The sequence below is a fragment of the Acidimicrobiia bacterium genome (assembly GCA_040880805.1).
Taxonomy (GTDB): Bacteria; Actinomycetota; Acidimicrobiia; order IMCC26256; family DASPTH01; genus DASPTH01.
In genome coordinates, this window is the sequence record JBBDHW010000046.1 from 37,983 (window position 1) to 60,219 (window position 22,237).

Annotated in this window: 25 protein-coding genes and 1 tRNA gene; 16 read left to right on the forward strand and 10 right to left on the reverse strand. The window is 69.2% G+C overall.

All coding sequences use genetic code 11. The annotated features are described in order from the left end of the window. Nucleotides 1–114 precede the first annotated feature (114 nt). Complete coding sequence (locus WD271_12155) at nt 115–402, forward strand: hypothetical protein (protein ID MEX1008582.1); 288 nt, start codon at nt 115–117, stop codon at nt 400–402. Nucleotides 403–552: 150 nt separating this feature from the next. Here WD271_12155 and WD271_12160 read toward each other — a convergent pair whose 3' ends face one another. After that, the gene (locus WD271_12160) at nt 553–1,785 is read right to left on the reverse strand and encodes an Nramp family divalent metal transporter (GenBank protein ID MEX1008583.1); all 1,233 of its coding nucleotides are present in this window, start codon (nt 1,783–1,785) and stop codon (nt 553–555) included. 222 nt (nt 1,786–2,007) lie between these two features. Beyond that, nucleotides 2,008–2,820 carry a universal stress protein gene (locus WD271_12165; protein MEX1008584.1) on the reverse strand — a complete coding sequence of 271 codons (813 nt, stop codon included), beginning with the start codon at nt 2,818–2,820 and terminating at the stop codon, nt 2,008–2,010. Between the two features lie 220 nt (nt 2,821–3,040). On the opposite strand from WD271_12165, the gene WD271_12170 reads away from it, so the two are divergent. After that, nucleotides 3,041–3,682, forward strand: a complete 642-nt coding sequence (locus WD271_12170; GenBank protein MEX1008585.1) for an ATP-binding cassette domain-containing protein — start codon at nt 3,041–3,043, stop codon at nt 3,680–3,682. A 4-nt stretch (nt 3,683–3,686) separates the two neighbouring features. Here the strand turns inward: WD271_12170 and WD271_12175 are convergent, their stop codons facing one another. Next, nucleotides 3,687–3,974: a hypothetical protein gene (locus tag WD271_12175; GenBank protein MEX1008586.1), complete on the reverse strand. Its 288-nt coding sequence runs from the start codon at nt 3,972–3,974 to the stop codon at nt 3,687–3,689. Nucleotides 3,975–4,126: 152 nt separating this feature from the next. Continuing rightward, nucleotides 4,127–5,143: a histone deacetylase gene (locus WD271_12180; GenBank protein ID MEX1008587.1), complete on the reverse strand. Its 1,017-nt coding sequence runs from the start codon at nt 5,141–5,143 to the stop codon at nt 4,127–4,129. Nucleotides 5,144–5,236: 93 nt separating this feature from the next. Between WD271_12180 and WD271_12185 the strand changes: the two genes are divergently transcribed. Continuing rightward, nucleotides 5,237–6,595, forward strand: a complete 1,359-nt coding sequence (locus WD271_12185) for a phosphoribosyltransferase family protein (GenBank protein MEX1008588.1) — start codon at nt 5,237–5,239, stop codon at nt 6,593–6,595. Here the strand turns inward: WD271_12185 and WD271_12190 are convergent. After that, on the reverse strand, nt 6,540–7,649 hold the full coding sequence (locus WD271_12190; GenBank protein ID MEX1008589.1) for a PAS domain S-box protein: 1,110 nt from the start codon (nt 7,647–7,649) through the stop codon (nt 6,540–6,542). The two genes, WD271_12185 and WD271_12190, sit on opposite strands and share 56 nt — an antisense overlap. 136 nt (nt 7,650–7,785) lie before the next feature. On the opposite strand from WD271_12190, the gene WD271_12195 reads away from it, so the two are divergent. The 3 genes from WD271_12195 to WD271_12205 are packed head-to-tail and all read left to right on the forward strand — an operon-like array spanning nt 7,786 to nt 10,160. After that, nucleotides 7,786–9,285 carry an AAA family ATPase gene (locus tag WD271_12195; protein ID MEX1008590.1) on the forward strand — a complete coding sequence of 500 codons (1,500 nt, stop codon included), beginning with the start codon at nt 7,786–7,788 and terminating at the stop codon, nt 9,283–9,285. A 49-nt stretch (nt 9,286–9,334) separates the two neighbouring features. Next, nucleotides 9,335–9,697: a carboxymuconolactone decarboxylase family protein gene (locus tag WD271_12200; GenBank protein ID MEX1008591.1), complete on the forward strand. Its 363-nt coding sequence runs from the start codon at nt 9,335–9,337 to the stop codon at nt 9,695–9,697. Nucleotides 9,698–9,710: 13 nt separating this feature from the next. Further along, on the forward strand, nt 9,711–10,160 hold the full coding sequence (locus WD271_12205; protein ID MEX1008592.1) for a universal stress protein: 450 nt from the start codon (nt 9,711–9,713) through the stop codon (nt 10,158–10,160). On the opposite strand, the gene WD271_12210 is transcribed toward WD271_12205, so the two are convergent. Genes WD271_12210 through WD271_12220 form a run of 3 tightly spaced genes read right to left on the reverse strand, consistent with a single transcriptional unit; the run spans nt 10,157 to nt 12,480 of the window. Beyond that, nucleotides 10,157–10,819, reverse strand: coding sequence for a response regulator transcription factor (locus tag WD271_12210; GenBank protein MEX1008593.1), 663 nt, complete (start codon nt 10,817–10,819; stop codon nt 10,157–10,159). The two genes, WD271_12205 and WD271_12210, sit on opposite strands and share 4 nt — an antisense overlap. A gap of 22 nt (nt 10,820–10,841) precedes the next feature. Continuing rightward, the gene (locus WD271_12215; protein ID MEX1008594.1) at nt 10,842–11,642 is read right to left on the reverse strand and encodes an ABC transporter permease subunit; all 801 of its coding nucleotides are present in this window, start codon (nt 11,640–11,642) and stop codon (nt 10,842–10,844) included. Beyond that, the gene (locus WD271_12220) at nt 11,623–12,480 is read right to left on the reverse strand and encodes an ABC transporter ATP-binding protein (GenBank protein ID MEX1008595.1); all 858 of its coding nucleotides are present in this window, start codon (nt 12,478–12,480) and stop codon (nt 11,623–11,625) included. The genes WD271_12215 and WD271_12220 overlap by 20 nt, the downstream gene beginning before the upstream one ends. Between WD271_12220 and WD271_12225 the strand changes: the two genes are divergently transcribed. From WD271_12225 to WD271_12255, 7 genes are all read left to right on the forward strand, one after another. Continuing rightward, the gene (locus WD271_12225) at nt 12,386–12,613 is read left to right on the forward strand and encodes a hypothetical protein (protein MEX1008596.1); all 228 of its coding nucleotides are present in this window, start codon (nt 12,386–12,388) and stop codon (nt 12,611–12,613) included. The genes WD271_12220 and WD271_12225 overlap by 95 nt on opposite strands. 144 nt (nt 12,614–12,757) lie before the next feature. Then, nucleotides 12,758–13,192, forward strand: coding sequence for a hypothetical protein (locus tag WD271_12230; GenBank protein MEX1008597.1), 435 nt, complete (start codon nt 12,758–12,760; stop codon nt 13,190–13,192). Further along, nucleotides 13,189–13,641, forward strand: coding sequence for a CBS domain-containing protein (locus tag WD271_12235; protein ID MEX1008598.1), 453 nt, complete (start codon nt 13,189–13,191; stop codon nt 13,639–13,641). Before WD271_12230 ends, WD271_12235 begins: the two co-directional genes overlap by 4 nt. A 15-nt stretch (nt 13,642–13,656) precedes the next feature. Then, the gene (locus WD271_12240) at nt 13,657–14,451 is read left to right on the forward strand and encodes a universal stress protein (GenBank protein ID MEX1008599.1); all 795 of its coding nucleotides are present in this window, start codon (nt 13,657–13,659) and stop codon (nt 14,449–14,451) included. Between the two features lie 2 nt (nt 14,452–14,453). After that, entirely contained in the window at nt 14,454–15,491 is a 1,038-nt protein-coding gene (locus tag WD271_12245) for an NAD(P)-dependent alcohol dehydrogenase (protein ID MEX1008600.1), read from the forward strand. Further along, nucleotides 15,488–15,931 (forward strand): pyridoxamine 5'-phosphate oxidase family protein, encoded by a 444-nt coding sequence (locus WD271_12250; GenBank protein MEX1008601.1) that lies wholly within the window; start codon nt 15,488–15,490, stop codon nt 15,929–15,931. Before WD271_12245 ends, WD271_12250 begins: the two co-directional genes overlap by 4 nt. A gap of 7 nt (nt 15,932–15,938) precedes the next feature. Continuing rightward, the gene (locus tag WD271_12255; protein ID MEX1008602.1) at nt 15,939–17,285 is read left to right on the forward strand and encodes an erythromycin esterase family protein; all 1,347 of its coding nucleotides are present in this window, start codon (nt 15,939–15,941) and stop codon (nt 17,283–17,285) included. A 162-nt stretch (nt 17,286–17,447) separates the two neighbouring features. On the opposite strand, the gene chrA is transcribed toward WD271_12255, so the two are convergent. Then, on the reverse strand, nt 17,448–18,593 hold the full coding sequence (chrA, locus tag WD271_12260) for a chromate efflux transporter (GenBank protein MEX1008603.1): 1,146 nt from the start codon (nt 18,591–18,593) through the stop codon (nt 17,448–17,450). 26 nt (nt 18,594–18,619) lie between these two features. Then, complete coding sequence (locus WD271_12265) at nt 18,620–19,270, reverse strand: nitroreductase family protein (protein MEX1008604.1); 651 nt, start codon at nt 19,268–19,270, stop codon at nt 18,620–18,622. A 57-nt stretch (nt 19,271–19,327) separates the two neighbouring features. On the opposite strand from WD271_12265, the gene WD271_12270 reads away from it, so the two are divergent. From WD271_12270 to WD271_12280, 3 genes are all read left to right on the forward strand, one after another. Continuing rightward, nucleotides 19,328–20,197 (forward strand): amidohydrolase family protein, encoded by an 870-nt coding sequence (locus WD271_12270; protein MEX1008605.1) that lies wholly within the window; start codon nt 19,328–19,330, stop codon nt 20,195–20,197. Nucleotides 20,198–20,222: 25 nt separating this feature from the next. After that, nucleotides 20,223–21,059, forward strand: a complete 837-nt coding sequence (locus WD271_12275) for an enoyl-CoA hydratase-related protein (protein ID MEX1008606.1) — start codon at nt 20,223–20,225, stop codon at nt 21,057–21,059. A 792-nt stretch (nt 21,060–21,851) separates the two neighbouring features. Then, nucleotides 21,852–21,924: transfer RNA gene (locus WD271_12280), tRNA-Lys, on the forward strand. The last annotated feature ends 313 nt before the right edge of the window (nt 21,925–22,237 follow it).

Sequence of the window (22,237 nt, forward strand, 5' to 3'; positions counted from 1 at the left end):
TTGCACGATCCGTGGCCCCGGCGGCCCCGGCTACTCCGGAGTCTGGGAGAAGTCGCCGCGCGATCGCTCCGTCGCTCTCGCTCGTCCATACCGCGCGAGCCGCCCGAGACCCTTATGGCCGAACGGCGCCGGGGTGCTGTCGGCCTCGCGATCACGCTGCGGTTGGACCCCGAGGACGGCCGTGGTGTCGTCGGTCTGCACGAGCGGGTCCCCGAATACGCCCTCGATCCGGAGCAGGCGCCCGGCGACAACAACAGCGCGTTTCGGGAGGTCGATTCGCTGCCGTTGGTCTTTACGCCTCGCGAACTCGGCGGGCCAGGACGGTCTCGAGAAACTGGCGTCGCGAAGTTGACGACGTACGCGCGGCGCGGCCGGTCGACCGACCGGTTCGCCGGTGTGTAGTGCGCCGTGCCGTACGAGTGCATCGTGGCTCCGCCCGCGCGTAACGGGGCGGCAACTACCTGCGAGACGTCGACGTGCGCTGCTGGATAACATCACCTGCCGGGTGATACCGCCGAGCATCCCTTCCGCACCGAGCGGCACTCACCGACGCTACGTCACGAGCCACGCGATCGGCAGGGAAACGCTCACGACGATCGCCACACAGCAGAAGGCGAGCGAGAGCTTGCCCGACCGTCGAGTGCCCATCGAGTCTGAGCGCGCCAGGATCACCATCAGCACGATGAGGGGTGGCGCGGCGATCCCGTTGAGGATCGCCGCGTAGTACAGACCCCGGATCGGGTCGATGCCGGCAAGGTCGAGCAACAGTCCGACGAGCATCGAGAAGACGATCACGCCATAGAAGCCGTGGGCCTCGCGAAAGCGCTTCGAGAGCCCTTCGTTCCAGTGCAGCGCCTCGGCGATCGCGTACGCAGTGGATCCCGCGAGCACCGGAACCGCGAGCAGCCCGAGCCCGACGACACCGAGCGCGAACACGAGCCCGGCGAGGTCTCCCGCGAACGGCTTCAGCGCTTGCGCGGCTTGATCGGCCGTCGCGATGTTGGTGATACCGCCCGTGTGCAGCGCGGCAGCGGCCGACACCATGATCGCGAACGCGACCACGCATGCCGAGGTCATCCCGCCGATCACATCCCATCGCATGACCTGGATGTTGTCGTCGGATGGGGCGAGCAGTTCGCTGCCGGGCCGGTCGTGCTCCTCTTCCACTTCTTCGCTGGCTTGCCAGAAGAAGAGATATGGCGACACCGTCGTTCCGAAGACCGCGAGCAACGCCGCCAGCTCGCTCCGACTTCCGGAGAGATGCGGCACCAGGGCGTGATCGGCCACCGCGCTCCAGTCGACGTCGATGCTGGCGAGGACGAACAAATATGCCAACAGCGAGAGCGCCATCCAGCGCAGCACTCTGGAGTACCGGTGGTACGAGACGAAGATCTCGAGCCCGAGCATGACCGCGGTCATGACAATGGCAAGCAGCGCGGCCGGAACGGGGACGACGAGCTTCGCCGACGCACCCATGGCGGCGATGTCGGCGCCGACGTTGAAGATGTTGGCCACCGTGACCAGGGTCACCGCCGCGTAGAGAACCGGGCGCGAGAACCGCTTTCGAATCAACGACGCGAGACCCTCGCCCTGGACCAGCCCGAGCCGCGCGGCCATCTCCTGCACCGCAGCTGCGAGGGGGGCGACATACAGCGCCGACCACACGAGGCTGAGTCCGAACGCGGCGCCGACCTGCGAGTAGGTCCCGATTCCCGATGGGTCGTCGTCGGCCGCCCCCGTGACGAAGCCAGGCCCGAGACGCTTGAAGTAGCCGTGCCCGCGCACGCGTCTCCGGTTTGCGTGATGCGCGGACTCGACCGGAGGCACGCCCGAGTGTGGCGCACGGCGACCCCTGCGCCCGAGATCAGGGGAAGTGACCTGCCGCGCCGGTGATCGCCGCCACGGACGGTCTTGTCGACGGAGGACGGGTCGTGGGCGTCTTGCGGCTCGAGGACGTGCAGCACCTGGTGTCCGAGAGGCCCGGCTAGCGGTAGTGGTCGACCCCCATCAGGAGGACGGTGCCAGCTCGCGGGGTCTGGTGATCAGCACGGGACACGGGGCCGCGTGGATCACCGCACCGGCAACGCCGCCCAGAGTGAGACGCGCCCGGCCGGTGTGACCGTGGGTGCTCAGCGCGACGAGCGACGCCGCGACGTCGTCGGCGAGCTCGAGGATGCCGCCCGCGGGATGTCGATCGCGGAGCACGCGCAAGCCGTCGTCGGCGAGCTCGGTCTGGAAGAACTCGACCGCGTGCTCGAGCTCGGCGGCGGGCGCGGACGAGGTCTCGACGTCGCGCGGATGGACGACGTGCACGATCACGACCTCCCGGTTGAGTGTCCGTGCCCATTCCCTCGCGGTGGGGAGGATCGCGTTGGACGCGCGCGATCCGTCGTGGCAGACGACGATCGGTCCGTCGACACGCCATTCGGTATCGGAGTTGGGCCCGACGAGCGCGGTGGGCACCCCGAGCTCACGCACGGCGCGCTGGGCGACGCTTCCGAGCACCGCCGTACCGAGCGCGCCGCGTCCATGTGTTGCCATGCAGAGCACGGGCTCGTCGGCACGGTCTACGCACCCGGCGATCGCGGTCAGTGCGTCGTGTTCGCGGAGGAGCTCGGTTCGGACCCGGTCGTAGCCGGTGGCGGCAGCGGCGTCGGACAACCAGACGGGCAGTTCCGAGGGATCGAGTTCGTCCAAGGTCATCGGGGTCGTCACGAGGAGGAGCTCGGCGTCGAGCGCGTCGGCGAGCGAGACCGCGACGGGAAGGGCGCGGAGCGCGAAGTCCGAACCGTCGAGCGGCACGATGACGGTCTTGGGCATGACGGGATCCTTCACCGGCTCGAGATCATGAACGAGCACCCATCGTTGGGACCATCGACCCTGGTCGGGGCTGGGCAATTCCGGGACGCTGGCGGCATGCGGACAAAGCCGGCGCTCCGAGACGTCGGATCGCCGAACGTTACCGCGACGCATCTTGTCGAGGCCGTGGGTGTGGTGAGGACCTACCGCGGGTCGGGTCGAGGTGCGTGCCCTGAATGGTGTGGACCTGGTCGTCGACGCCGGCGAGATGGTGTCGATCATGGGGCCGAGCGGGTGCGGCAAGACCACGCTGTTGAACTGCCTCTCGGGGCTCGACGACATCGACGGTGGGGACGTGCTGGTCGAAGGGGTGTCCCTCGCCAGCATGTCGGACCGCGAGCGCACCGACTACCGCGCGCGCCACATGGGATTCGTCTTCCAGTTCTACAACCTCATGCCGGTGCTCAACGCCGTCGAGAACGGGGAACTGCCGCTGTTGGTGGCGCGGCGGCCCGCGCGCGAGGCCCGCAGGCGCGCGATCGAAGCGCTCGAGCTGGTCGGTCTCGCCGGACGAGCCGAGCACGTGCCCGACGAGTTGTCAGGCGGTGAGCGCCAGCGCGTCACCATCGCGCGGTCGTTGGTGAACGACCCGACGATCGTCTGGGCCGACGAGCCCACCGGCGACCTCGACAGCGAGAGCGCGGACGAGATCACGGCGCTGATGCGTCAGCTCAACATCGAGCGTGGGATCCGGTTCGACGTACCGTGGTTCACGCTCGTGGTGATCTTCGTCGCTGTGTACGCGGTCGCCGTTGCAACGTCGCTGTTACCCGCGCGGCGCGCGTCGCGCATCCAGCCGGCGACCGCGCTCCGGTACCAGTAGTGAACTAGTCGACGACGTCTGGGCGTGTACCGCCGAACAGGGGTGGCCTCGCCACCTCGCCGATCGCGTGGCGGAGCAGGATGCACGCGTGGTCACGGTCCGCGCCGGGTGCGTACGTACGGCGGAGATCGGCCAGCGCGACCTCGAGCGGAAGCGAGCGGCCCTTCGCGAGCCGCACGAGGTGCTGCCCTCCCTCCGAGAGCGACACCAAGGGGTCACGGCCGAGCTCGAGGGCACGTCGCCCCAGTGAGGATCCCACGGTCAGCGCATCGGGGATTACGGCTGCACTCATCGGAGGCCTCCTATTTCGCACCACGGCACGGTCGTCGGTTGCCCCAGGATGCGCTCTGGGACAGCCGGCGCCGTAGGGCCGAAGGTCCCGACGCGCGGTTCCGGTCGAAAGCGCGCCCGGGCGATTTGTGTGCTCGTGCTCCCGAGCAGCAGTCAGCCGATGTCTGCTCGGAGCCGAGCGACGAGTGCCACGACGTCGTTCCCGGGCCCACCCGACGTCGGCGGTTCGGTGTCGACGCGCGTCCCGGCCATTGCGGACACGGTTGCCGCCACCGACGCGCGGAGCGCGTCGAGGTCGTAGCCACCTTCGAGGAATGCGACGAACCGGCCCGGTTGTGGCGCGAAGGCCAGGACGCGCCGGGTGAGTGCGGCGTAGTCGCCGGCGCTCCATGCCAGATCGGCCAGCGGATCGCGCCGATGCGCGTCGAAGCCGGCCGAGACGAGCACCCACGTGGGTGAGAACCGCTCGACCGCGGGCGCCACGATCTCGTCGAGCGCGCCGAGCGTGACATCGCCGGTTGCTCCGGGAGGGAGCGGGAAGTTGATGGTGAGCCCGGGCGCGTCCGCGCCACCCGTGTCCGACGCCGGGCCGGTGCCGGGGTACGCGGGCGACTGGTGCGTGGAGACATAGAGGACCCGCGGGTCGTTCCAGAAGATGTCCTGCGTCCCGTTCCCGTGGTGCACGTCCCAGTCGACGATCAGGACGCGCTCGTCGTGTTCCGCGAGCTCGGCGGCAGCAACCGCGATGTTGTTGAGCAGACAGAAGCCCTGGCCTCGCGTTCGGGTTGCGTGATGCCCCGGCGGGCGTACGCCGACGAAGGCGGCCGACGCGTCGCCGCGCCGGAGCGCATCGATCGCGGCGAGGCCGCAGCCGGTCGCGAGCAGCGCGGTCTCGAACGAGCCGGACGACACCGGCGTGTCGGGGTCGAGATCGCCGCCGCCCGCGTGAGCGAATTGCTCGAGCGCATCGAGGTACGCCGCGTCGTGCACGCGGACGAGTTCGCCGCGGTCGGCGATCCTGCCGGTTGACCACGTCACGTTGTCTTCGAGACCGGCGTCCTCGATGCCGCGAATTACCGCGTCGATGCGCGCCGGCCGTTCCGGATGCCCGCGCCCGGTGTCGTGGTGATCGTGGTCGCCGAGCGTCGTCACCAGTACCCGACGTGTCATGGGACCTCCGGCCCTGTTCCCGCGACCGTTCCATGTGCACGATGATGGTGTCGAGTCGAGCGTGGGTCGTGATCCCGTCCCGAGGAGGGTCCCATGGCGTGGCGATTCCGTGACCGGGCCGAGGCTGGCGCTGCGCTCGCCCAGCTGCTTGTCCAGTTCCGAGACGAGGACCCAGTGGTGCTGGCGCTTCCACGCGGTGGTGTTCCCGTCGCGTTCGAGGTCGCACGCGCGTTGCAGGCCCCCCTCGACGTCATCGTCGTCCGCAAGCTCGGTGTTCCGTTCCAGCCCGAATTGGGGATGGGCGCGATCGGCGAAGAGGGCGTGCGCGTGCTCGATCCGCACATGGTGCGCGTCGCCCAGGTGACCGCCGAAGAGATCGCGACGATCGAGATGCGTGAACGCGCTGAACTGGAACGCCGGGTTCGCCTCTACCGGGGCGCGCGGCCGATGATCTCCCTCGAGGGTCGTACGGTGATCGTCGTCGACGACGGAATCGCGACGGGAGGCACCGCTCGCGCCGCGCTGCGCATCGCGCGTCTCCATGGCGCGCGTCGCATCATCCTCGCGGTGCCGGTGGCGGCGCCCGAAACCGTGCGCGAGCTGGCCGACGTCGCCGATGCGATCATCGCGGTGCAGACGCCCAGCCCGTTCCTCGCGATCGGCGAGTGGTACGAGCGGTTCGACCAGACAACTGACGACGAGGTCCGGACATTGCTCGGCGCAGCGACCACGGCGCGTTCGGGCAGCGACGACGCGATCGACACCGCTCCAAGCGACGAGCCGATCTTCGACGGCGAGGTGAGGATCGGGACCGACGGGATCCGACTTCCCGGTCACCTCACGATCCCGCTCGGTGCTCGGGGCCTCGTGCTGTTCGCGCACGGCAGCGGGAGCAGCCGTCACAGTCCGCGCAACCAGTTCGTGGCGCGTCACCTTCAGGGAGCCGGGCTCGCGACGCTGCTGTTCGACCTCCTGTCGCCCGACGAGGCGCTCGATCGCGCCAATGTGTTCGATGTCGAGCTCCTGGCCGTCCGGCTCCTGGCGGCGACGCGGTGGGTCCGGAGCCAGCCACCCTGCGCCGGCCTGGCACTCGGCTACTTCGGTGCCAGCACCGGCGCAGCCGCGGCGCTCTGGGCGGCTGCCGAAGACCCTTCGATCCGGGCGGTTGTGTCGCGCGGGGGCCGGCCCGACCTCGCGGCGTCGCGTCTCGGCGCGGTGGAGGCCCCCACGTTGCTGATCGTCGGTGGCGACGACACCGTCGTGATCGGCCTCAACGAGGAGGCTGCGACGCGGCTCCGCTGCGAGCACCGGATCGAGATCGTGCGAGGCGCGACGCATCTGTTCGAGGAACCCGGAGCCCTCGAGGTCGTCTCGGGTCGCGCGCAAGCGTGGTTCCTCAGGTATCTGTCGCCGTTCCCTGCCCAGGCCGGTCGGGTGCGCACGAGCCCGTGATGCCTTCTGGAGGCACGCTCCATTCGACGACCGTTCCCCCCTCGGGTCGGGAGCGCACGGCGCACCGGCCACCGAGCCGAACGGCGCGGTCGGTCATGTTGCGGATGCCGTTGCCCCCGCCGCCGTCAGCATCTTCGGGGATGCCGACTCCGTCGTCGCTCACGCACAGCACCACCTGAGCGCCAGTTCCCCGTTCGGGCACGGAGCCGGCTTCGATCGTCACGTCGACCGACGCCGCGCGCGCGTGTCGGGCCACGTTCGACAGGGCTTCCCGCAAGGTCGCTAGCAGGTGCGCAGCGACCTCGTCGGTGATCGTCTCGATCGGTCCGTCGAAGCGCACCCTGGGCTCGAACCCGAGAACGGCACGCTCGTCAGATGCGACCCGCAGGATCTCGGCTCGCCGTCCGCCGGCGTCGGCGCCCAAGGTCTGCAAGCCGAAGATGACGGCACGAATCTCCCGGATCGTCGCGTCGAGGTCGTCCACGACGGTGGCAACGCGCTGGGCGACGTCGGGATCCTTGATGCGGGACCACACTCCCTGGAGCGTCATCCCCGACGCGAACAGCTGCTGGATCACGATGTCGTGGAGGTCTCGGGCGATGCGCTCGTGGTCCTCGAGCGTGCGGAGTTCCTGCTCGGCCTCGCCGAGACGTTGCTCGGTCTCGAGGCGCTCGCTGACGTCGCGCACGGCGGCGACGACCATCGCCTGGTCGTTCGCGGTCACGGGGCTGAGGCTGATCTCGACAGGGAACTCGGTGCCGTCCTTGCGCCGACCGAGCAGCGAGATGCCCGCGCCCATCAGACGGGTGCGCGGTTCTGCCCGGTAGCGCGTGCGGTGGGCACGGTGGATCGCCCGGAATCGCTGGGGCAGGAGCTCGTCCACCGATGCCCCCAGGAGCTCCGAGCGGTCGTACCCGAACAGCGCTTCGGTCTGCCGGTTCACGACGAGGATCCGCCCCGAACGGTCGGTGATCACGATGCCGTCGGGCGCGGCATCGACCAAGCTCCAGGCGACCTCGTCGCCCAGCCTGACGTCGGTCTCGCGTGAGACCAAAGACCGGAACCCTTCGTCGTGACGGTGGGCTCCGAAGGCTACCGCTCGGCGTTTCGTTTCCCACCTTACGGCGAGCCCGATGTCGACGGACGTTCTCCTCTGTCGCCGATTGCTCTCGCGTGGCACGCTCGGCCTGATGGACGAGACGCGTGTGGAAGAGGCGTGGTGGCCGGCTGAAGTGCGCGAAACGCACGTTTCGGTGCTCTTCTTCGTAGGAGATCGCGTGTACAAGCTCAAGAAGCCCGTGACCCTCGACTTCCTCGACTTCTCCACGCGCGAGGAGCGTGAGCGCGTCTGCCGGCGCGAGCTCGAGCTCAACCGCCGCCTCGCTCCCGACGTGTACCTCGACGTGCTCGACGTCGTCGGCAGCGACGGCGAGCCTCGTGACCACCTCCTTGTGATGCGGCGGATGCCCGAGGAGCGTCGGCTCTCGACGCTCGTGGAGGAAGGTCGCGCCGACGACTGTCTCCGCGAGGTCGCACGAATGGTCGCGGCGTTTCATGCTCGCGCCACCACCTCGGCAGAGATCGCCGCCGCCGGTTCGCTCGAGCAGCTGCGCGCCAACTGGGAGTCGAGCTTCGCGACGATGAAGCCGTTCGTGGGCCCTGTGCTCGATCCGGGCGTTGTCGAGCACATCGAGCAACTCGCGCGGCGGTATCTCGCGGGTCGTGATCGGCTGTTCGACGCGCGCATCGCCAACGGCAAGGTTCGCGACGGCCACGGGGATCTTCTCGCCGACGACGTGTTCTGCCTCGATGACGGTCCGCGAATCCTCGACTGCATCGAGTTCGACGATCGACTCCGTTACGGTGACGTGCTCGCCGATGTCGCATTTCTCGCGATGGACCTCGAGCGTGTCGGCGACCGGTCGTGCGGGACGCGGTTCCTTGCCTGGTACCGGGAGTTCGCCGGCGAGAACTATCCCGCGACGCTGGCGCACCATTACATCGCGTACCGCGCCCACGTGCGCGCGAAGGTCGCGTGCTTGCGTACCGCGCAGGGTGACGTGGCCGCGGGGGAGACCGCTCAGCGGCTGCTCTCGCTGGCCCGCGACCACCTTGCTTCCGGGCGCGTCACGCTGGCGCTCGTGGGTGGGCTCCCCGGCACGGGCAAGTCGACGCTCGCGACCGCCCTTGCCGATCGCCTCGGGTGGACGGTGCTGCGATCCGACGAGCTGCGCAAGGACCTCGCCGGCCTCGGACACACCGCGCGCACGGGTGCCTCCTACGGCGAGGGGATCTATGCGGACGACGCCACCGCGGTCACCTACGACGCCCTGCTCCAGCGTGCGCGATCGCTGCTCGAGTTGGGCGAGCCCACGATCCTCGACGCCTCTTGGTCTGACGCGCAGTGGCGCACGCGAGCCGCCGACATTGCGCGCGAAACGAGCAGCGACCTGATCCAGCTGCGCTGCGACCTCGACGCCGGGGTGGCGGCGAAGCGCCTGGCCGAACGCGAGCGCACGGGTCACGACCCGTCCGATGCGTCGGGCGTTGTCGCGGCCCGGATGGCGGTCGAGTTCGATCCCTGGCCCGACGCGCACGTGATCGACACGGCACGCTCCGCGGAATCCGTGGTCGACGCCGCTCGGGCCGCCGTGGATCGCGGCCACGATTCCGCGTCATCGGGAGTGTGAGGACCTTCGGCCCTGCCCCCCGAGTGAACCCTGCGTCACACTCGGGTACATGGGGAAGTACCAGGGTGTGCTCGACGAGGTACGGGGGCCCGCGGCATCGCTCCGGCACGAGGCATCCGACGCGTGGGCCGGGTTCGCCGCCCTGCACAGTGCCGCGATGGCCGACGGGGAGATCTCGGCGCGGATGAAGGAGCTCGTCGCGCTCGCGATCAGTGTCGTCAAGGGTTGCGAGGGCTGCGTTGCGCACCACGCGCGACGGGCCGCTCGCCTCGGCGCGACGCGCTCCGAAGTTGCCGAGATCCTCTCGGTCGCGTTGCTCATGGACGGCGGGCCCGCGACCGTCTACGGGCCGAGGGCCTGGGAGGCCTTCATCGAGTTCGAGTCCGGTCGGGCGATACCCGACGTGGCCTGACCTGCGCCGCACGATGACCGATCGCACGATCGTGCTCGGGATGGACGGATCGGTCGGATCCGAGGCCGCGGCCCGTTGGTGCATCGAGATGGCACCCCTGCTCGACGCGAAGGTGCTGGTGGTGCACGCGTTGCCACCCCTTCTGTTCCTGGTGCCGCCCACACCAACCGGCGCCGCCGCGTACGCCGACGAGGACGCAGTGAGACGCGGGCTGACGTTGGCGCTCGAGGAGTGGTGCGCGCCGTTCCGAGCGAGTGGGATCGAGTACGAGTCGCGACTCGTCGACGGGCTTGCTGCCGAGACGCTGATGCGGATCGCCGGGGAAGTGCACAGCGACCTCGTGGTCGTCGGGCGGCGTGGCCACGGTGGATTCGCGGAGATGATCCTCGGAAGCGTGCCGCACACGTTGAGCCATCACTGCGACGTGCCGGTCGTCATCGTTCCAAGTGAGGGACCGAGCTAACCGGTGGGGTTCCGGGGTGGCGGTTCGAGGCGCGCCGCGAACACCGCAGCTTGGGTGCGGCGCTCCATGCCGAGCTTGCTGAGCAAGTTCGAGACGTAGTTCTTGACCGTCTTCTCCGCGAGATGGATCTCCTCCGCGATCTGACGGTTCGTGAGGCCTTCGGCGATCAGCGCGAGGATCCGGCGCTCCTGGTTGGTGAGCCGCGCCAGCCGTTCGTCCTCCTGCGACCCGCGCCGAAATCGCGCGAGCGCACGATCTTTGAGCGCGGGATCGAGCAGCGACTGGCCGGCCGCGACGCGCCGAACCGCGTTGACGATGTCGGTGCCTCGGATCTGTTTCAGCAGGTAACCGGACGCACCCGCGACGATCGCCTGGAGCAACGCCTCGTCGTCGGAGAACGACGTGAGCATGATGCAGGCGACTTCCTGCTGACGCGAACGGATCTCCCGGCACACCTCGACGCCGTCACCATCGGGCAGGCGCACGTCGAGGATCGCCACGTTGGGCCGCGTCGGCGGGATCCTCGACAGCGCCTGCTCCGCGGTGCCCGCCTCGCCGACCACCTCCATGTCGTCCTCGGCGTCGAGGAGCTCGCGAACACCGCGACGCACCACCTCGTGGTCGTCGAGCAGAAAGACCCGGATGGGGTCTGGCGTCACGCGCCGAGCGTACCGATCCTGCTCATCGTGTGAGGTCGTGACGGTCGAACACCGCGACGACCCCGGTGATCATTGCCACGCAGAGCGCAACGAGCAGCGCGTAATTGCCGACGGGGAGACCGTGGCGCAGCGGCTGGGTGCCGTTGGCGTGGTACAGGGGGGACACGACCCGCAGGGGCTCGATCCACGAGACCAGGCCCGCGAGCCCGACGATCAGATACGACGCGGCGAACACCGCCGTACCCGCACCGATCGCGAACGCCCGGCTGCCGGTCGCGGCACCAGCCAGCAATGCGACCAATCCAACCAACAGGGCAGCGAGCGCGGCGCCGATCGATGCGATCACGACGCGGTCGATTCCGACGTCGAGATCGGCAAGCGCGCCGACAACCGACAACGACACGGAGACGACGGCTGCGAGCCCGGCGATCGTGACAACCAACCCGCCGATCTTCTCGAGTACGACCCGACCCCGCGTGAGCGGATTCGCGAGCAGGAGATCCATGCACCCGGACTCCTCCTCACCCGCGAGCGTGGCCGCGGCGTAGCCGATCGCGCAGATCGTGAGCAGCGCGGGCACGACGAGCGAGAAGAGCTCGACGTTCAGATATCCGGCACCCGTGGACACGTCGAACGCACCCGTGCCTCCGAAGAACGCCTTGAGCTCCTTGGGATAGCTCCGCACCGCTCGTTGCAGATCTGAGCTCTGCACCGCGGGGTACACGCTGGCCATCAGCGCGACGTACGCGCCGATCCCCAACGCCCACCCGACGAATCCGCGCCGGCGGTCGCGGACCGCTCGTTCAGCGACCAGCAGCGCCATGGCCGACCTCCCAAGTCTGATAGAAGCGCAAGAACATGTCGTCGAGGTCGGGAGGCGCGCTCGTGAAGTCGACCACCCGGTGCCGCGCGGCTTGCTTGACGAGGGCGTCCGCGCTCCCCGCGAGATGACAGTGCAGCGTGAACCCCTCGAGTTCGACATTGCTCACGCCCGGTAGCGCGCCGAACTCCGCCGCGTCCACCACCTCGTCGAAGCGGATCGTGACCTCGCGCACCGCCCGTTCACGCAACGTCGCGACGTCCTCGACCGTCACGAGCCGTCCTTCTCGAACGATCGCGACGCGATCGCAGAGATGCTGCACCTCGTCGAGGAGATGCGACGACAGGAACACGGTCGCGCCGTCCGCGGTCACCTCGTGGACGAGCTGCCCGAACTCGTGCTGGAGCAACGGATCCAGACCGGCCGTGGGCTCGTCGAGGATGAGGAGCTCGGGCCGGTGCATGAAGGCCTGCACGAGCGTGATCTTCTGCCGGTTGCCCCTCGACAACGTGCGGATCGGCCGGCCCAGCTCGACGTCGAAGCGCTCCACGAGCTCCTCGAGCCAACGCGCGTCGACCCCACCGTGCATTCTTCCGAGCCAGTCGAGGAACTGCGTGGCCGTCAGTCGTTCGTAGAGCGCGGGATCTCCGGGTACATATCCCACGCGGCGTTTGATCGCAACCGCCTCGCGACGGGAGTCGAGCCCGAGCAAGCGAGCGCTCCCGCGTGTGGGGCGGAGGAAGTCCATGAGCACGCGGATCGTGGTGGTCTTCCCCGCGCCGTTCGGACCGAGGAACCCGAAGACCGTCGCGGTCGGTACGGAGAGATCCAGGTCGACGATGCCGCGGGCGGACCCGTACGACTTCGTGAGGGCTTCGGTCTCGATGGCGTCGATGGCGCACCTCCGCGTGTGGGATTGGGCGCGTGTGGGATCGGGCGCGTGTGGGATCGGGCGCGTGTGGGATCGGGCATGAGCAGGAGCAGGGCACCAGCTTGACCGCCTTCCCTCGCGCGGGCCACGGCCGTTGGTCCCTACCCCACGATCCCTGTGCGGGGGACCTTCGGCCCTATCGCGCCCGGGGGTGTCACGTCAGCATTCGCAGCAGAGGAACTCGGGAGTGCCGGGGACGATGCTGATCTACGACTTCATGCCCGTTGGAACGCCATTCGAGGGCGCAGCCCGGTGGATGCTGGCAGCGCCGACCGAAACGCTTGCTGCTGCCGCCGCAGTCGCGTTCGAGTGCCCGGAACCGCACGGTCGATTGGAGCACGGCACGGTACGGAGTCGCCGCGACGCGCTGGTGCTCGACTTCTACTGGGCCGCGCGTCCGACGGTTCCGGTGCCGTTCGACCACGTCGAAGGAGAGCTCCAGTTCGCACCGCTGTCCGCTGGCCGCTCGCACCTCAGCCTCAGCGCGAGCTACGAACCGTTCGGTAGGCCGAGCATGTCCGTCGAACGATCGCAACTGCAACGAGAGGCGGAGGTCCGCGTGCGCCAGTTCCTCGCGATCATCGCCGCGGCGGTGCCCAATGTGGAGAAGCCGTCGGCGTGAGCGCGAACGCTCCGGCCGGCCCCGGCACGCCACTCGGTCAGCTCGCGCTTCCGGTGGCGGCGATCGTGGCCGAGGACGCGACGTTGCGAGAGGTCGCGGGGCTCATGGTGGCGAGTGGGAGCTCGGCGGTGCTCGTCGGGGACGCTCACAGCATTGTGACGGAGCGCGACGTCGTACGCGCGACCGCCCGCGGCGTGCCGTGCGATTCGCCGGCGCGCGTGCACGCGACCGACGATCCGCTCCTCGTCCTAGACTCCTGCCGCGCGATCGACGCGTTGCACACCATGTTGGAATACGGCATACGCAACCTGGTGGTCGTCTCGGAGTCTCCGGGAGGAACGGCCCGCATCTTGAACGTCTCGCGAGCGGCCGCGGTCGTCCTCGAGGGAACCGGCCTGCCGCCGTGGCTCTCCGGGCTCCGCCTCGCGCTCCACGTCGAGATGCCATAGCCGCAGGAGGTCACGATGCCCAAGACCGTGCTGGTGCCACTCGACGGCTCGACCGCTGCGATGCGCGCGATCGCGATCGCGACCGTGCTCGCCGACCGATTCGATGCCGATGTGCGCCTGATCGCGGCACAGGTCCCGGGAGGAGGGACACGCACGGATTGGCTCGACGACGCGGTAGCCCACACACACTCGCAGGGCGCGCGGGCCGAGGCCGTGTGGAGCATCTCGGTAGCCGACGCGGTGCGTGCTCTCGCGGACGACGCGAACGACCCGATCGTGTGCATGGCCACACATGCGCGGACCAGGCTCGGCCACGCCCTGTTCGGCAGTGTCGCCGAGGATGTCGTGCGCTCGCTCGCGATCCCCGCGGTGCTCGTCGGCCCGAAGTGTCGTGAATCGTGGCCTGCCGACGGCCCGCTGCTGGTCTGTCTCGACGGATCCAAGGCGTCGGACACGATCATTCCGATCGCCCGCGAGTGGGCGGTCGCGCTCGGCACGAAGGTGGTCCTTCTGCATGTCTTCCACCCGCTCGACGTGGAGAGCGCGACCAGGCCGGAGGCGGTGCTGGGTCCGGCTGCCGAGCGGCTTGCCGCCGATGTCGACGTCGAGATGCGAGTGGTCCGGGGCCGCCATCCCGCTCGCACCATCATCGAGCTCATCGAGGAGGTCGAGCCTTCACTCGTCGCGCTCGCGACCCACGGGCGCACCGGCCTCGCGCGTGTCGCGCTCGGTAGCATCGCCACGGAAGTTGTTCGCAGGAGCGTGTGTCCCGCGCTCGTCGTGCGCCCCCCAACCCTCGCGGAGGACTGAAGATGCGTGCACTCCAGCTCATCGGGTGGGGGAAAGACGCAGAGTTCCGCGATGTTGCCGAGCCCGAGCCGGGACCGGGCGAGGTGCTCGTGCGCGTCGGCGGCGCGGGCGCGTGTCATTCGGATCTGCACCTGATGCACGATTTCACCGAGGGCATGCTCCCGTGGAGCCCACCGTTCACGCTCGGCCACGAGAACGCAGGGTGGGTCGAAGCCGTGGGAGCGGGGGTCCACGATCTCGAGCTCGGCGTACCGGTCGTCGTCTACGGACCGTGGGGTTGTGGTCGTTGCCTGCGCTGCCGCGAGGGGATGGAGAACTACTGCGAGCGGCAGGCCACGATTGGCGCGGCGGGGGGCGGGCTCGGATGGGACGGCGGCATGGCGCCACTCTTGCGGGTCCCCAGTGCGCGCCACGTGGTCCCGCTCACGTCGTTGTCGCCGGTCGATGCCGCCCCGCTCACCGACGCGGGCCTCACGCCCTATCACGCGATCAAGCGATCGTTGGCGCTGCTCGGTCCGGGCTCGTTCGCCGTCGTCATCGGCGCGGGCGGCCTCGGCCACATGGCCACGCAGATCCTCGACGTGTGCACGCCCACTACCGTCATCGCCGTCGACCCACGCCGCGAGGCGCTCGCCCTCGTGAGCACCGTGGGCGCGGCGCACACGGTGATCGCAGGTGCCGACACCGCTGCCGAGCTGCGCGAGCTCACCCGCGGCCGCGGAGCAGACCTCGTCCTCGACCTCGTCGGGTCCGACGAGACGCTCGCCATCGGTGCGGCGGTCACTCGCCAGCTCGGCCACGTGACGCTCGTCGGTCTCGCGGGAGGCACGCTGCCGGTCAGCTTCTTCTCGCCGCAGTACGAGGTATCGGTTGCCAGCACCTATTGGGGGTCGCTCCCCGAGCTCATGGAGGTCGTCGCGCTCGCGGAAGCCGGGAAGATCCGCGCGCACGTACAGCAGTTCTCACTGGAAGATGCCCCACGGGCGTACGAAGCGATGCGAGACGGCTCGCTGCGCGGGCGCGCAGTGATCGTGCCGTGACCAACGCGTGGCTCGAGTCGCTCACGTTCGACGAGTGCATCGCGCGGCTCCAGGAGCAGCAGGTGGGACGCATCGCGGTCGTTTCCGACGAGTTCCCGCTCGTGCTGCCGGTGAACTACCGGCTGGTCGCGATGCCGGGCAAGAACTGGATCGCCATCAGGACACGCCCGGGGAACGTGATCGAGCGCGCCGGCGTGCATGTTGCGTTCGAGATCGACAACATCGATCCGGAGCGTCGCGGGGGTTGGTCGGTGGTCGTGCGCGGAACACTGCACCACGTCGACGAAGAGGCCGCCGACTTCCGCACTCGCTTCGACCCCGATCCGTGGATCGTCCGCGAGCGCGACGCGTGGATGGTGATCGAGGCGTTCCAGATCACCGGGCGCCGGCTCCGCCATCCGGGCGCCGAGTGGGGCTTCGAGCTTCCCCCTGAGGTCTGACACGAGAATGCGCACGAGCTCAGCGACCGACTCGGGAGTGGTGGCACTCGACCGTGCGGCGAGACCGGTCACCGGTGCGCCCGACGACTACGACGCACTGCTCGATCTCGTGGGCACGAAGCGGTTCGTGCTGATCGGCGAGGCGTCGCACGGCACGCATGAGTTCTACCGGGAGCGAGCGCGCATCACCCGTCGGCTGATCGACGAGTGTGGCTTTACCGCGGTCGCGGTGGAAGCCGACTGGCCCGACGCGTATCGAGTCAATCGTTACGTGATGGGTCTCTCGCATGATGGCGACGCCGACACCGCGCTGTCGGACTTTCGTCGCTTCCCCGCGTGGATGTGGCGCAACCGTGACGTCCTGCACTTCGTCGAATGGATGAGAGCGCGGAACGACGCGCACGCGCATCCCGCGACCAGGGCGCGGTTCTACGGCCTCGACCTGTACAGCCTCCGTGCTTCGATCGAAGCCGTCATCGAGTACCTCGACCACGTCGACCCTGCCGAAGCCCGGCGTGCACGAGCGCGTTACAGCTGCTTCGATCACGTCGGAGGTGAGGGGCAGGCTTACGGGTACGCGCTCGCCTACAAGGACGCGCTGCCGTGTGAGAACGAGGTGGTCGCGCAACTGCTGGAGCTGCGGAGCCGGTCGAGCGCCTACCTGCGCCGTGACGGCTGGGTTGCCGAGGACGAGCTGTTCTTCGCGGAGCAGAACGCGCGCGTGGTGCGTGACGCGGAGGAGTACTACCAGCAGATGTACCGCGCCGAAGTGTCCTCGTGGAACCTGCGCGACCGGCACATGGCGGGCACACTCGACGCGCTCGTCGAGCATCTCGACCGCCGGCTCCGGCGCGCGAAGGTCGTGGTGTGGGAGCACAACTCGCATGTCGGTGACGCGCGAGCAACGGCGATGAGCGCGCGGGGTGAGCTCAACGTCGGACAGCTCGCGCGCCAGCGCTACGGAAGCGAGTGCCTCCTCGTCGGGTTCACCACCTACGACGGGCGCGTCACCGCGGCGCCGAATTGGGGTGACCCACCCGAGCGCAAGCACGTGCGCCCGGCCCTCGGTGGCAGTCACGAGGCACTCCTGCACGAGGTTGCTGCGTCGGGCTTCTGGCTCGTCACTCACGAACCTGCCGTGCACGAGAGCCTGAGCCAGGTCAGGCTCGAGCGCGCGATCGGCGTGATCTACCGGCCCGAAACCGAACGCGAGAGCCACTACTTCGCGGCTCGTCTCGCGGATCAGTTCGACGCCGTCATCCACCTTGATCGCACCCGAGCACTCGAGCCACTCGAACGCACCGCCCTGTGGGATCGGGGCGAGCCACCCGAGACGTTCCCGACCGGCATATAGCGCCTCCGGTTCCGTCGACCTCTCCTTACAGCGCCTTCAGCACGCCGGCGAGGAGCAGCGAGATTCCGATGAGGTTGAGCGGACCGCACCGTCACCTCCGCGAACCTCGTTGTGACCGCACATGTAAGCCCGTTCTGGAGTGCGGTCGCACGTCGGCGTTGCTCAGGGACTGATCGGCACGCCCGCGAGTGCGACGACCACGCCGAGCAGTCCGGACGCGAGGAGCGCGACGACGACGTTCTTGCGGAGCAGCACGAGCCAGACGGCCGCGAGCGCGAGGACGCCGAATTGCCACGGTTCGGCGAGTGCCCGCGCGAGGGGGATGGCTGCCCCGGTGATCGCTCCGATGGCCGCGGCGCCGGCGCCGGTCAGGAACGCTTGCACGCCGCGGCTCTCCCGCAGCCGGTCGAAGTGGGGACCGCCACCGATGACGAAGATGAACGAGGGCGCGAAGGCGATGCATGCGGCGAGGACGCCACCGCCGACACCGGCGGCCGCGTAGCCGACGACCGCGACGGTGAGTACGACAGGGCCCGGCGTGATCTGTCCGAGCGCGACGGCGTTGAGGAACCCCGCGTTCGTCATCCAGTGGTATGCGTCGACCGCGTCGTGCTGCATGAGCGGGATGATCACGAACCCGCCGCCATACGAGAGGGCTCCGACCTTCAGTGCCACCCAGGCAAGCGCGCCGAGACCGCCGACCGCCGCGCTCGCGACTGCGAGCGAGTGCGGGAACAACATGGCATGGCCCGGAGGTCGGGGGTGCGCGTGTGTCTCGGCGATCGCCTCGGTCAGACCACACGCGCCCAGGATCAGCACGAGGTAGGGACCGACGGTGGCCGCCGCCGCCCCGCCCAGTAGCAAGTAGCAAACCCAGCGCGTGCGGGCGCCGGTGCTGCCCTCCGCTCGTTCCCAGCTCGCGGGCATCAATCGGGCTGCGGCGTGCACGGCAACCGCGGGAACGGCGGCGCCGGCGCCGGCCGCGGCGCCCTGGACCCAGAGTGGTGGGCTCGAGGCCAGGAACAGCGCCCCAAGTACGAGGATCAGGACGAGGCCCGGGATGATGAAGCACAGTCCGCCGAGGACCGCTCCCACAGAGCCGCCGAGCCGCCACGCGCAGAAGATGGCCAACTGGGTCGACGCCGGTCCCGGCAGGAGGTTCGTCGCCGCAATGCCATCCTCGAACTCGCGTGCCGACAGCCAGTGGCGGTCGTCGACGCACAGCGTGCGCAACAGCGCGATGTGCGCGGGCGGCCCGCCGAAGCCGGTGCAGCCGATCCGGCCCCACTCGCGCGCGATCGTCACCAAGCGGACCCGGGGGACCGCGGGGTCGCTCACCCGGTGGGCGCGCGCCCGCCGTACGGCTGGCCCCACCGGTCCTGGTACACGACGTCGTCGATCGGGCCGCGCCGGACGCGGCTGAAGCCGCGGTCCGGATAGCCGATCGGCACGATCGCCAGCGCGGTGACAAGCTCGGGCAACGCGAAGATCGCGTCGACCTCGGCCGCGTACATGGTGTGGCGCGTCGTGAGTGTCGCGCCCAGGCCGAGCGCTCGCGCGGCGAGCAGGATGTTCTGGACCGCCGGATACACCGACGCACCGGTCGACGCGTTCGGACGTCCGCCGTGGTCGATGCACGCGACGATCCAGACCGGCGCCTCGTGGAAGTGCTCAGTGAGATGCTCCACACCTTTGTGCTGACGTGCGTACTGCGCGCCGGTCATGCCCGGTGGCGGCGGCGATGACGTGTACATCTGCGACGCCGCTTCGAACGCCTTCGCGTAGTACTGCTGCACGGCGGCCTTGATCGCGGGGTCGGTGACCACGATGAAGCCCCACGCCTGACGGTTGCCTCCGTTGGGAGCGGCGACGGCCGCCTCGAGAATCTGCCGGATCAGCTCGGGTGGCACCGGATCGGGCTTGAGCCACCGCATCGCGCGAGCGGTGTGCATCACCTCGAAGGCGCCGAGCTCGTCACCATCCACGGCGCGGACAGTAGCCATCGCGCGGGATGACACCCCGCGCCCGGGTAGCGTCGTTCGATGACCGTGCCGGCCGGCATCGCGGTGATCGACACGATGATCGGCCTACCCAGCGTCGAGCGCCGCGACTGGTACGAGTCCATGTCCGACGTTCTGCGCGACGAGGGCAGTAAGACGTTCCGGCACCCGGCGGGCTACATGTTCAAGGACACGCCCACCGTCCGCCGCGAGCCCGACAGCATCGACCAGCTCCTCCACGAGATGGACCGCTTCGGGATCGAGCGCGGCCTCGTCCCGGTCGCCCTCACCGACGAACTGCACGTACGGGCGATCTCCGAGCACCCCGACCGGCTCCACGGCTCCGTGGAGCTCGATCCCAACCTCGGCATGGAGGCGATCCGTGAGCTCGAACGGGCTGTCGGCGACCACGGCGTGATCGCGGCCCAGTTCTTCCCCGCGGGCAAGAACCCGCCGGTGCCGATCAACGACAGGCGGGCCTACCCCATCTACGCCAAGTGCGTGGAGCTCGACATCCCGGTGTTCGTGCAGGCCGGAGTACCCGGCCCGAGGGTGCCGATGGACAGCCAGTACCCGGGGCTCGTCGACGAGGTCTGCTACGACTTCCCGGAGCTGCGATTCGTGTTCCGCCACGGGTGCGAGCCCTGGATCGACCTCACCGTCAAGCTCCTGCTGAAGTGGCCGAACCTCTATTACTCGACCACGGCGTTCGCCCCGAAGTACTACCCCGAAGCGATTGTGCAGTACGCGAATACGCGCGGCGCCGACAAGATCATCTACGGCGGGTACTACCCCTGGGGCTTCGAGCTCGAGCGGACCTTCCAGGAGCTCGCCGGCGTGCCGTTCAAGGCCGAGGTATGGCCCAAGTTCCTGCGCGCCAACGCCGCTCGCGTGCTGCACCTCCCGGAGTGAGTGGATGAGACGGTAGTTTCGACCGATGACCGTGCCCGCGACCGAAGAGGTGATCTACGAGGTCGAGCCGACCGGCGTGGCGTGGCTCACGCTCAACCGGCCCGACGCCGGCAACGCGTTGACGCGTGAGCAACGCCGCCGCATCCTCGATCGCCTCGAGGAGGCGGGCGGCGATCTCGGCGTGCGGGCGATCGTGCTCACCGCGAGTGGCGAGCGGCATTTCTGCACCGGCGGTGACCTTCGCGTCGCAACCCAAGCGGAGGAACCCGAGCACCCGGGCGCGCCCGACCGCCCCATCGGCACGGTGATGCGGGGTCTCGAGAGCAGCCTCGGCGCGCAGCGGCTCATCGCCGCGTTGCAGGACTGCCCGAAGCCGATCATCGCCGCGGTCAACGGCACCGCCGCGGGCCTCGGCGCCCACGTGGCCTTCTCGTGCGACCTCGTGATCGCGGCCGACACTGCCCGCTTCATCGAGATCTTCGTGCGCCGCGGCCTGCTGCCCGACGGCGGGGGCGCCTACCTGCTCACGCGGCTGGTCGGTCCGCAGAAGGCCAAGGAGCTGTTCTTCTTCGGTGACGACGTGCCCGCCGAAGAAGCGCAGCGCATCGGACTGGTCAACCGGGTGGTGCCGGCGGCCGAGCTGCGCGACCGGGCTCGCGAGTGGGCGGAACGCCTCGCGGCGGGCCCGACGGTGGCGATCTCGCTCACCAAGCGGCTGGTGAACTCGGCGCTCGAGAGCGAGCGTGGCGCGGCGTTCCGGGCCGAGGCGCTCGCGCTCGAAGTTGGCATGCAGGCCGTCGACAGCAACGAGGGAGTGCGCGCGTTCGTCGAGCGCAGGCCCACTGAGTTCGTGGGTTGGTGACGGCCGAAGGAAGGGTTCCGGTCGCGTTCGCGTTCGCCGCCGCTTCCGATCGCGTCGACATGCTCGAAGATGGGCATCCACCACCAGCTGCTGTTCCCCAACGCGGTGTTGCGCGAGCTGCGCACTCACACGCGTGCTGCGCTCGAAGTGTGTCGCCGGCACACCGACGTCGACTCCTGCCCTCGCCGAGCTGCGTCGCGTCATCGGCAAGGGTGCACGCGGCGTGCTGGTGCCGTGCGCGGAGCCGCCCGGGGGAACTTCGCCGGCTTCGCCGGTGTGGGACGACTTCTGGCGGTTGCTCGAGGAGTCCGACAGCCGGTGCTTGTCCACATCGGGGCGGGCGGGCGGGCCAGCGCGACGACGACGACCCGATGCTGTTCTACCTGACCTGCCTGGTGACGGGCGGCGTGTTCGAGCGGTTCCCCGGGCTGCGCTTCGGTGCCATCGAGTTCGGCGCGTCGTGGCTCGGGCCGTTGTGCGAGCGGCTCGATCGCCATGCCGCGCTGTTGCACAAGGTCGGTGTGGGCTACCCGATGATGCCGAGCGAGTACGTGCGCCGCAATGTGCGGGTGACGCCGCAGATGGACCGAGTCCGTCGATGTGCTCGTCGAGCGTTACGGGCTCCGCGAGTCGTACGTGTTCAGCACCGACTACCCCCATATCGAAGGTGGCCTCCCGAGTCGGCCCCGCGTACACGCGCGAGTTCTTCGTCGACAACGGGCGGCCCCTGTTCCCGTAGGCCGCGTAACCTCGCGTCGGCACGGAGTTTCGACCACCTTCTCTCCATGCCTCGGGCCGCTAGCTCAGTTGGTAGAGCATCGGACTTTTAATCCGCTGGTCCAGGGTTCGAGTCCCTGGCGGCCCACTTCGCTGTACTCGACACGAGAGAACGCAGGCGGCGAGAACCGGTCCCTCACGCGAACACGACCGCTACCGGACCGCAACGCGCGCAGCCCCGCGCCGGCGCTTGCGTCTACTCGACGACGCGCGCTCGCGACGCCCAGGGCGGAGCGGTAGCGAGCTGCGCGCCGCCCCAGACCCGCACTGGTCCGCAGCGGGCGCAGCGAGCACCTACCCCGGTGACTTCTTCAGGTCGAAGTAGTCAGCGGACCCGTGCGCGCGCGGCTTTCTTCGCGGTGCGTTTCTTTGTTGTCTTGCGGACGGGTGCCTTGCGCGTG

Bases quoted from the DNA above. Each gene is read 5' to 3' on its own strand.
- WD271_12245 (MEX1008600.1), top strand. From the start codon at position 14,454: ATGCGTGCACTCCAGCTCATCGGGTGGGGGAAAGACGCAGAGTTCCGC.
- WD271_12175 (MEX1008586.1), bottom strand. From the start codon at position 3,974: ATGAGTGCAGCCGTAATCCCCGATGCGCTGACCGTGGGATCCTCACTG.
- WD271_12185 (MEX1008588.1), top strand. From the start codon at position 5,237: ATGGCGTGGCGATTCCGTGACCGGGCCGAGGCTGGCGCTGCGCTCGCC.
- WD271_12255 (MEX1008602.1), top strand. From the start codon at position 15,939: ATGCGCACGAGCTCAGCGACCGACTCGGGAGTGGTGGCACTCGACCGT.
- WD271_12270 (MEX1008605.1), top strand. From the start codon at position 19,328: ATGACCGTGCCGGCCGGCATCGCGGTGATCGACACGATGATCGGCCTA.
- WD271_12195 (MEX1008590.1), top strand. From the start codon at position 7,786: ATGGACGAGACGCGTGTGGAAGAGGCGTGGTGGCCGGCTGAAGTGCGC.
- WD271_12240 (MEX1008599.1), top strand. From the start codon at position 13,657: ATGCCCAAGACCGTGCTGGTGCCACTCGACGGCTCGACCGCTGCGATG.
- WD271_12225 (MEX1008596.1), top strand. From the start codon at position 12,386: ATGAGCACGCGGATCGTGGTGGTCTTCCCCGCGCCGTTCGGACCGAGG.
- WD271_12165 (MEX1008584.1), bottom strand. From the start codon at position 2,820: ATGCCCAAGACCGTCATCGTGCCGCTCGACGGTTCGGACTTCGCGCTC.
- WD271_12180 (MEX1008587.1), bottom strand. From the start codon at position 5,143: ATGACACGTCGGGTACTGGTGACGACGCTCGGCGACCACGATCACCAC.
- WD271_12155 (MEX1008582.1), top strand. From the start codon at position 115: ATGGCCGAACGGCGCCGGGGTGCTGTCGGCCTCGCGATCACGCTGCGG.
- WD271_12215 (MEX1008594.1), bottom strand. From the start codon at position 11,642: ATGGCGCTGCTGGTCGCTGAACGAGCGGTCCGCGACCGCCGGCGCGGA.
- WD271_12200 (MEX1008591.1), top strand. From the start codon at position 9,335: ATGGGGAAGTACCAGGGTGTGCTCGACGAGGTACGGGGGCCCGCGGCA.
- WD271_12275 (MEX1008606.1), top strand. From the start codon at position 20,223: ATGACCGTGCCCGCGACCGAAGAGGTGATCTACGAGGTCGAGCCGACC.
- WD271_12205 (MEX1008592.1), top strand. From the start codon at position 9,711: ATGACCGATCGCACGATCGTGCTCGGGATGGACGGATCGGTCGGATCC.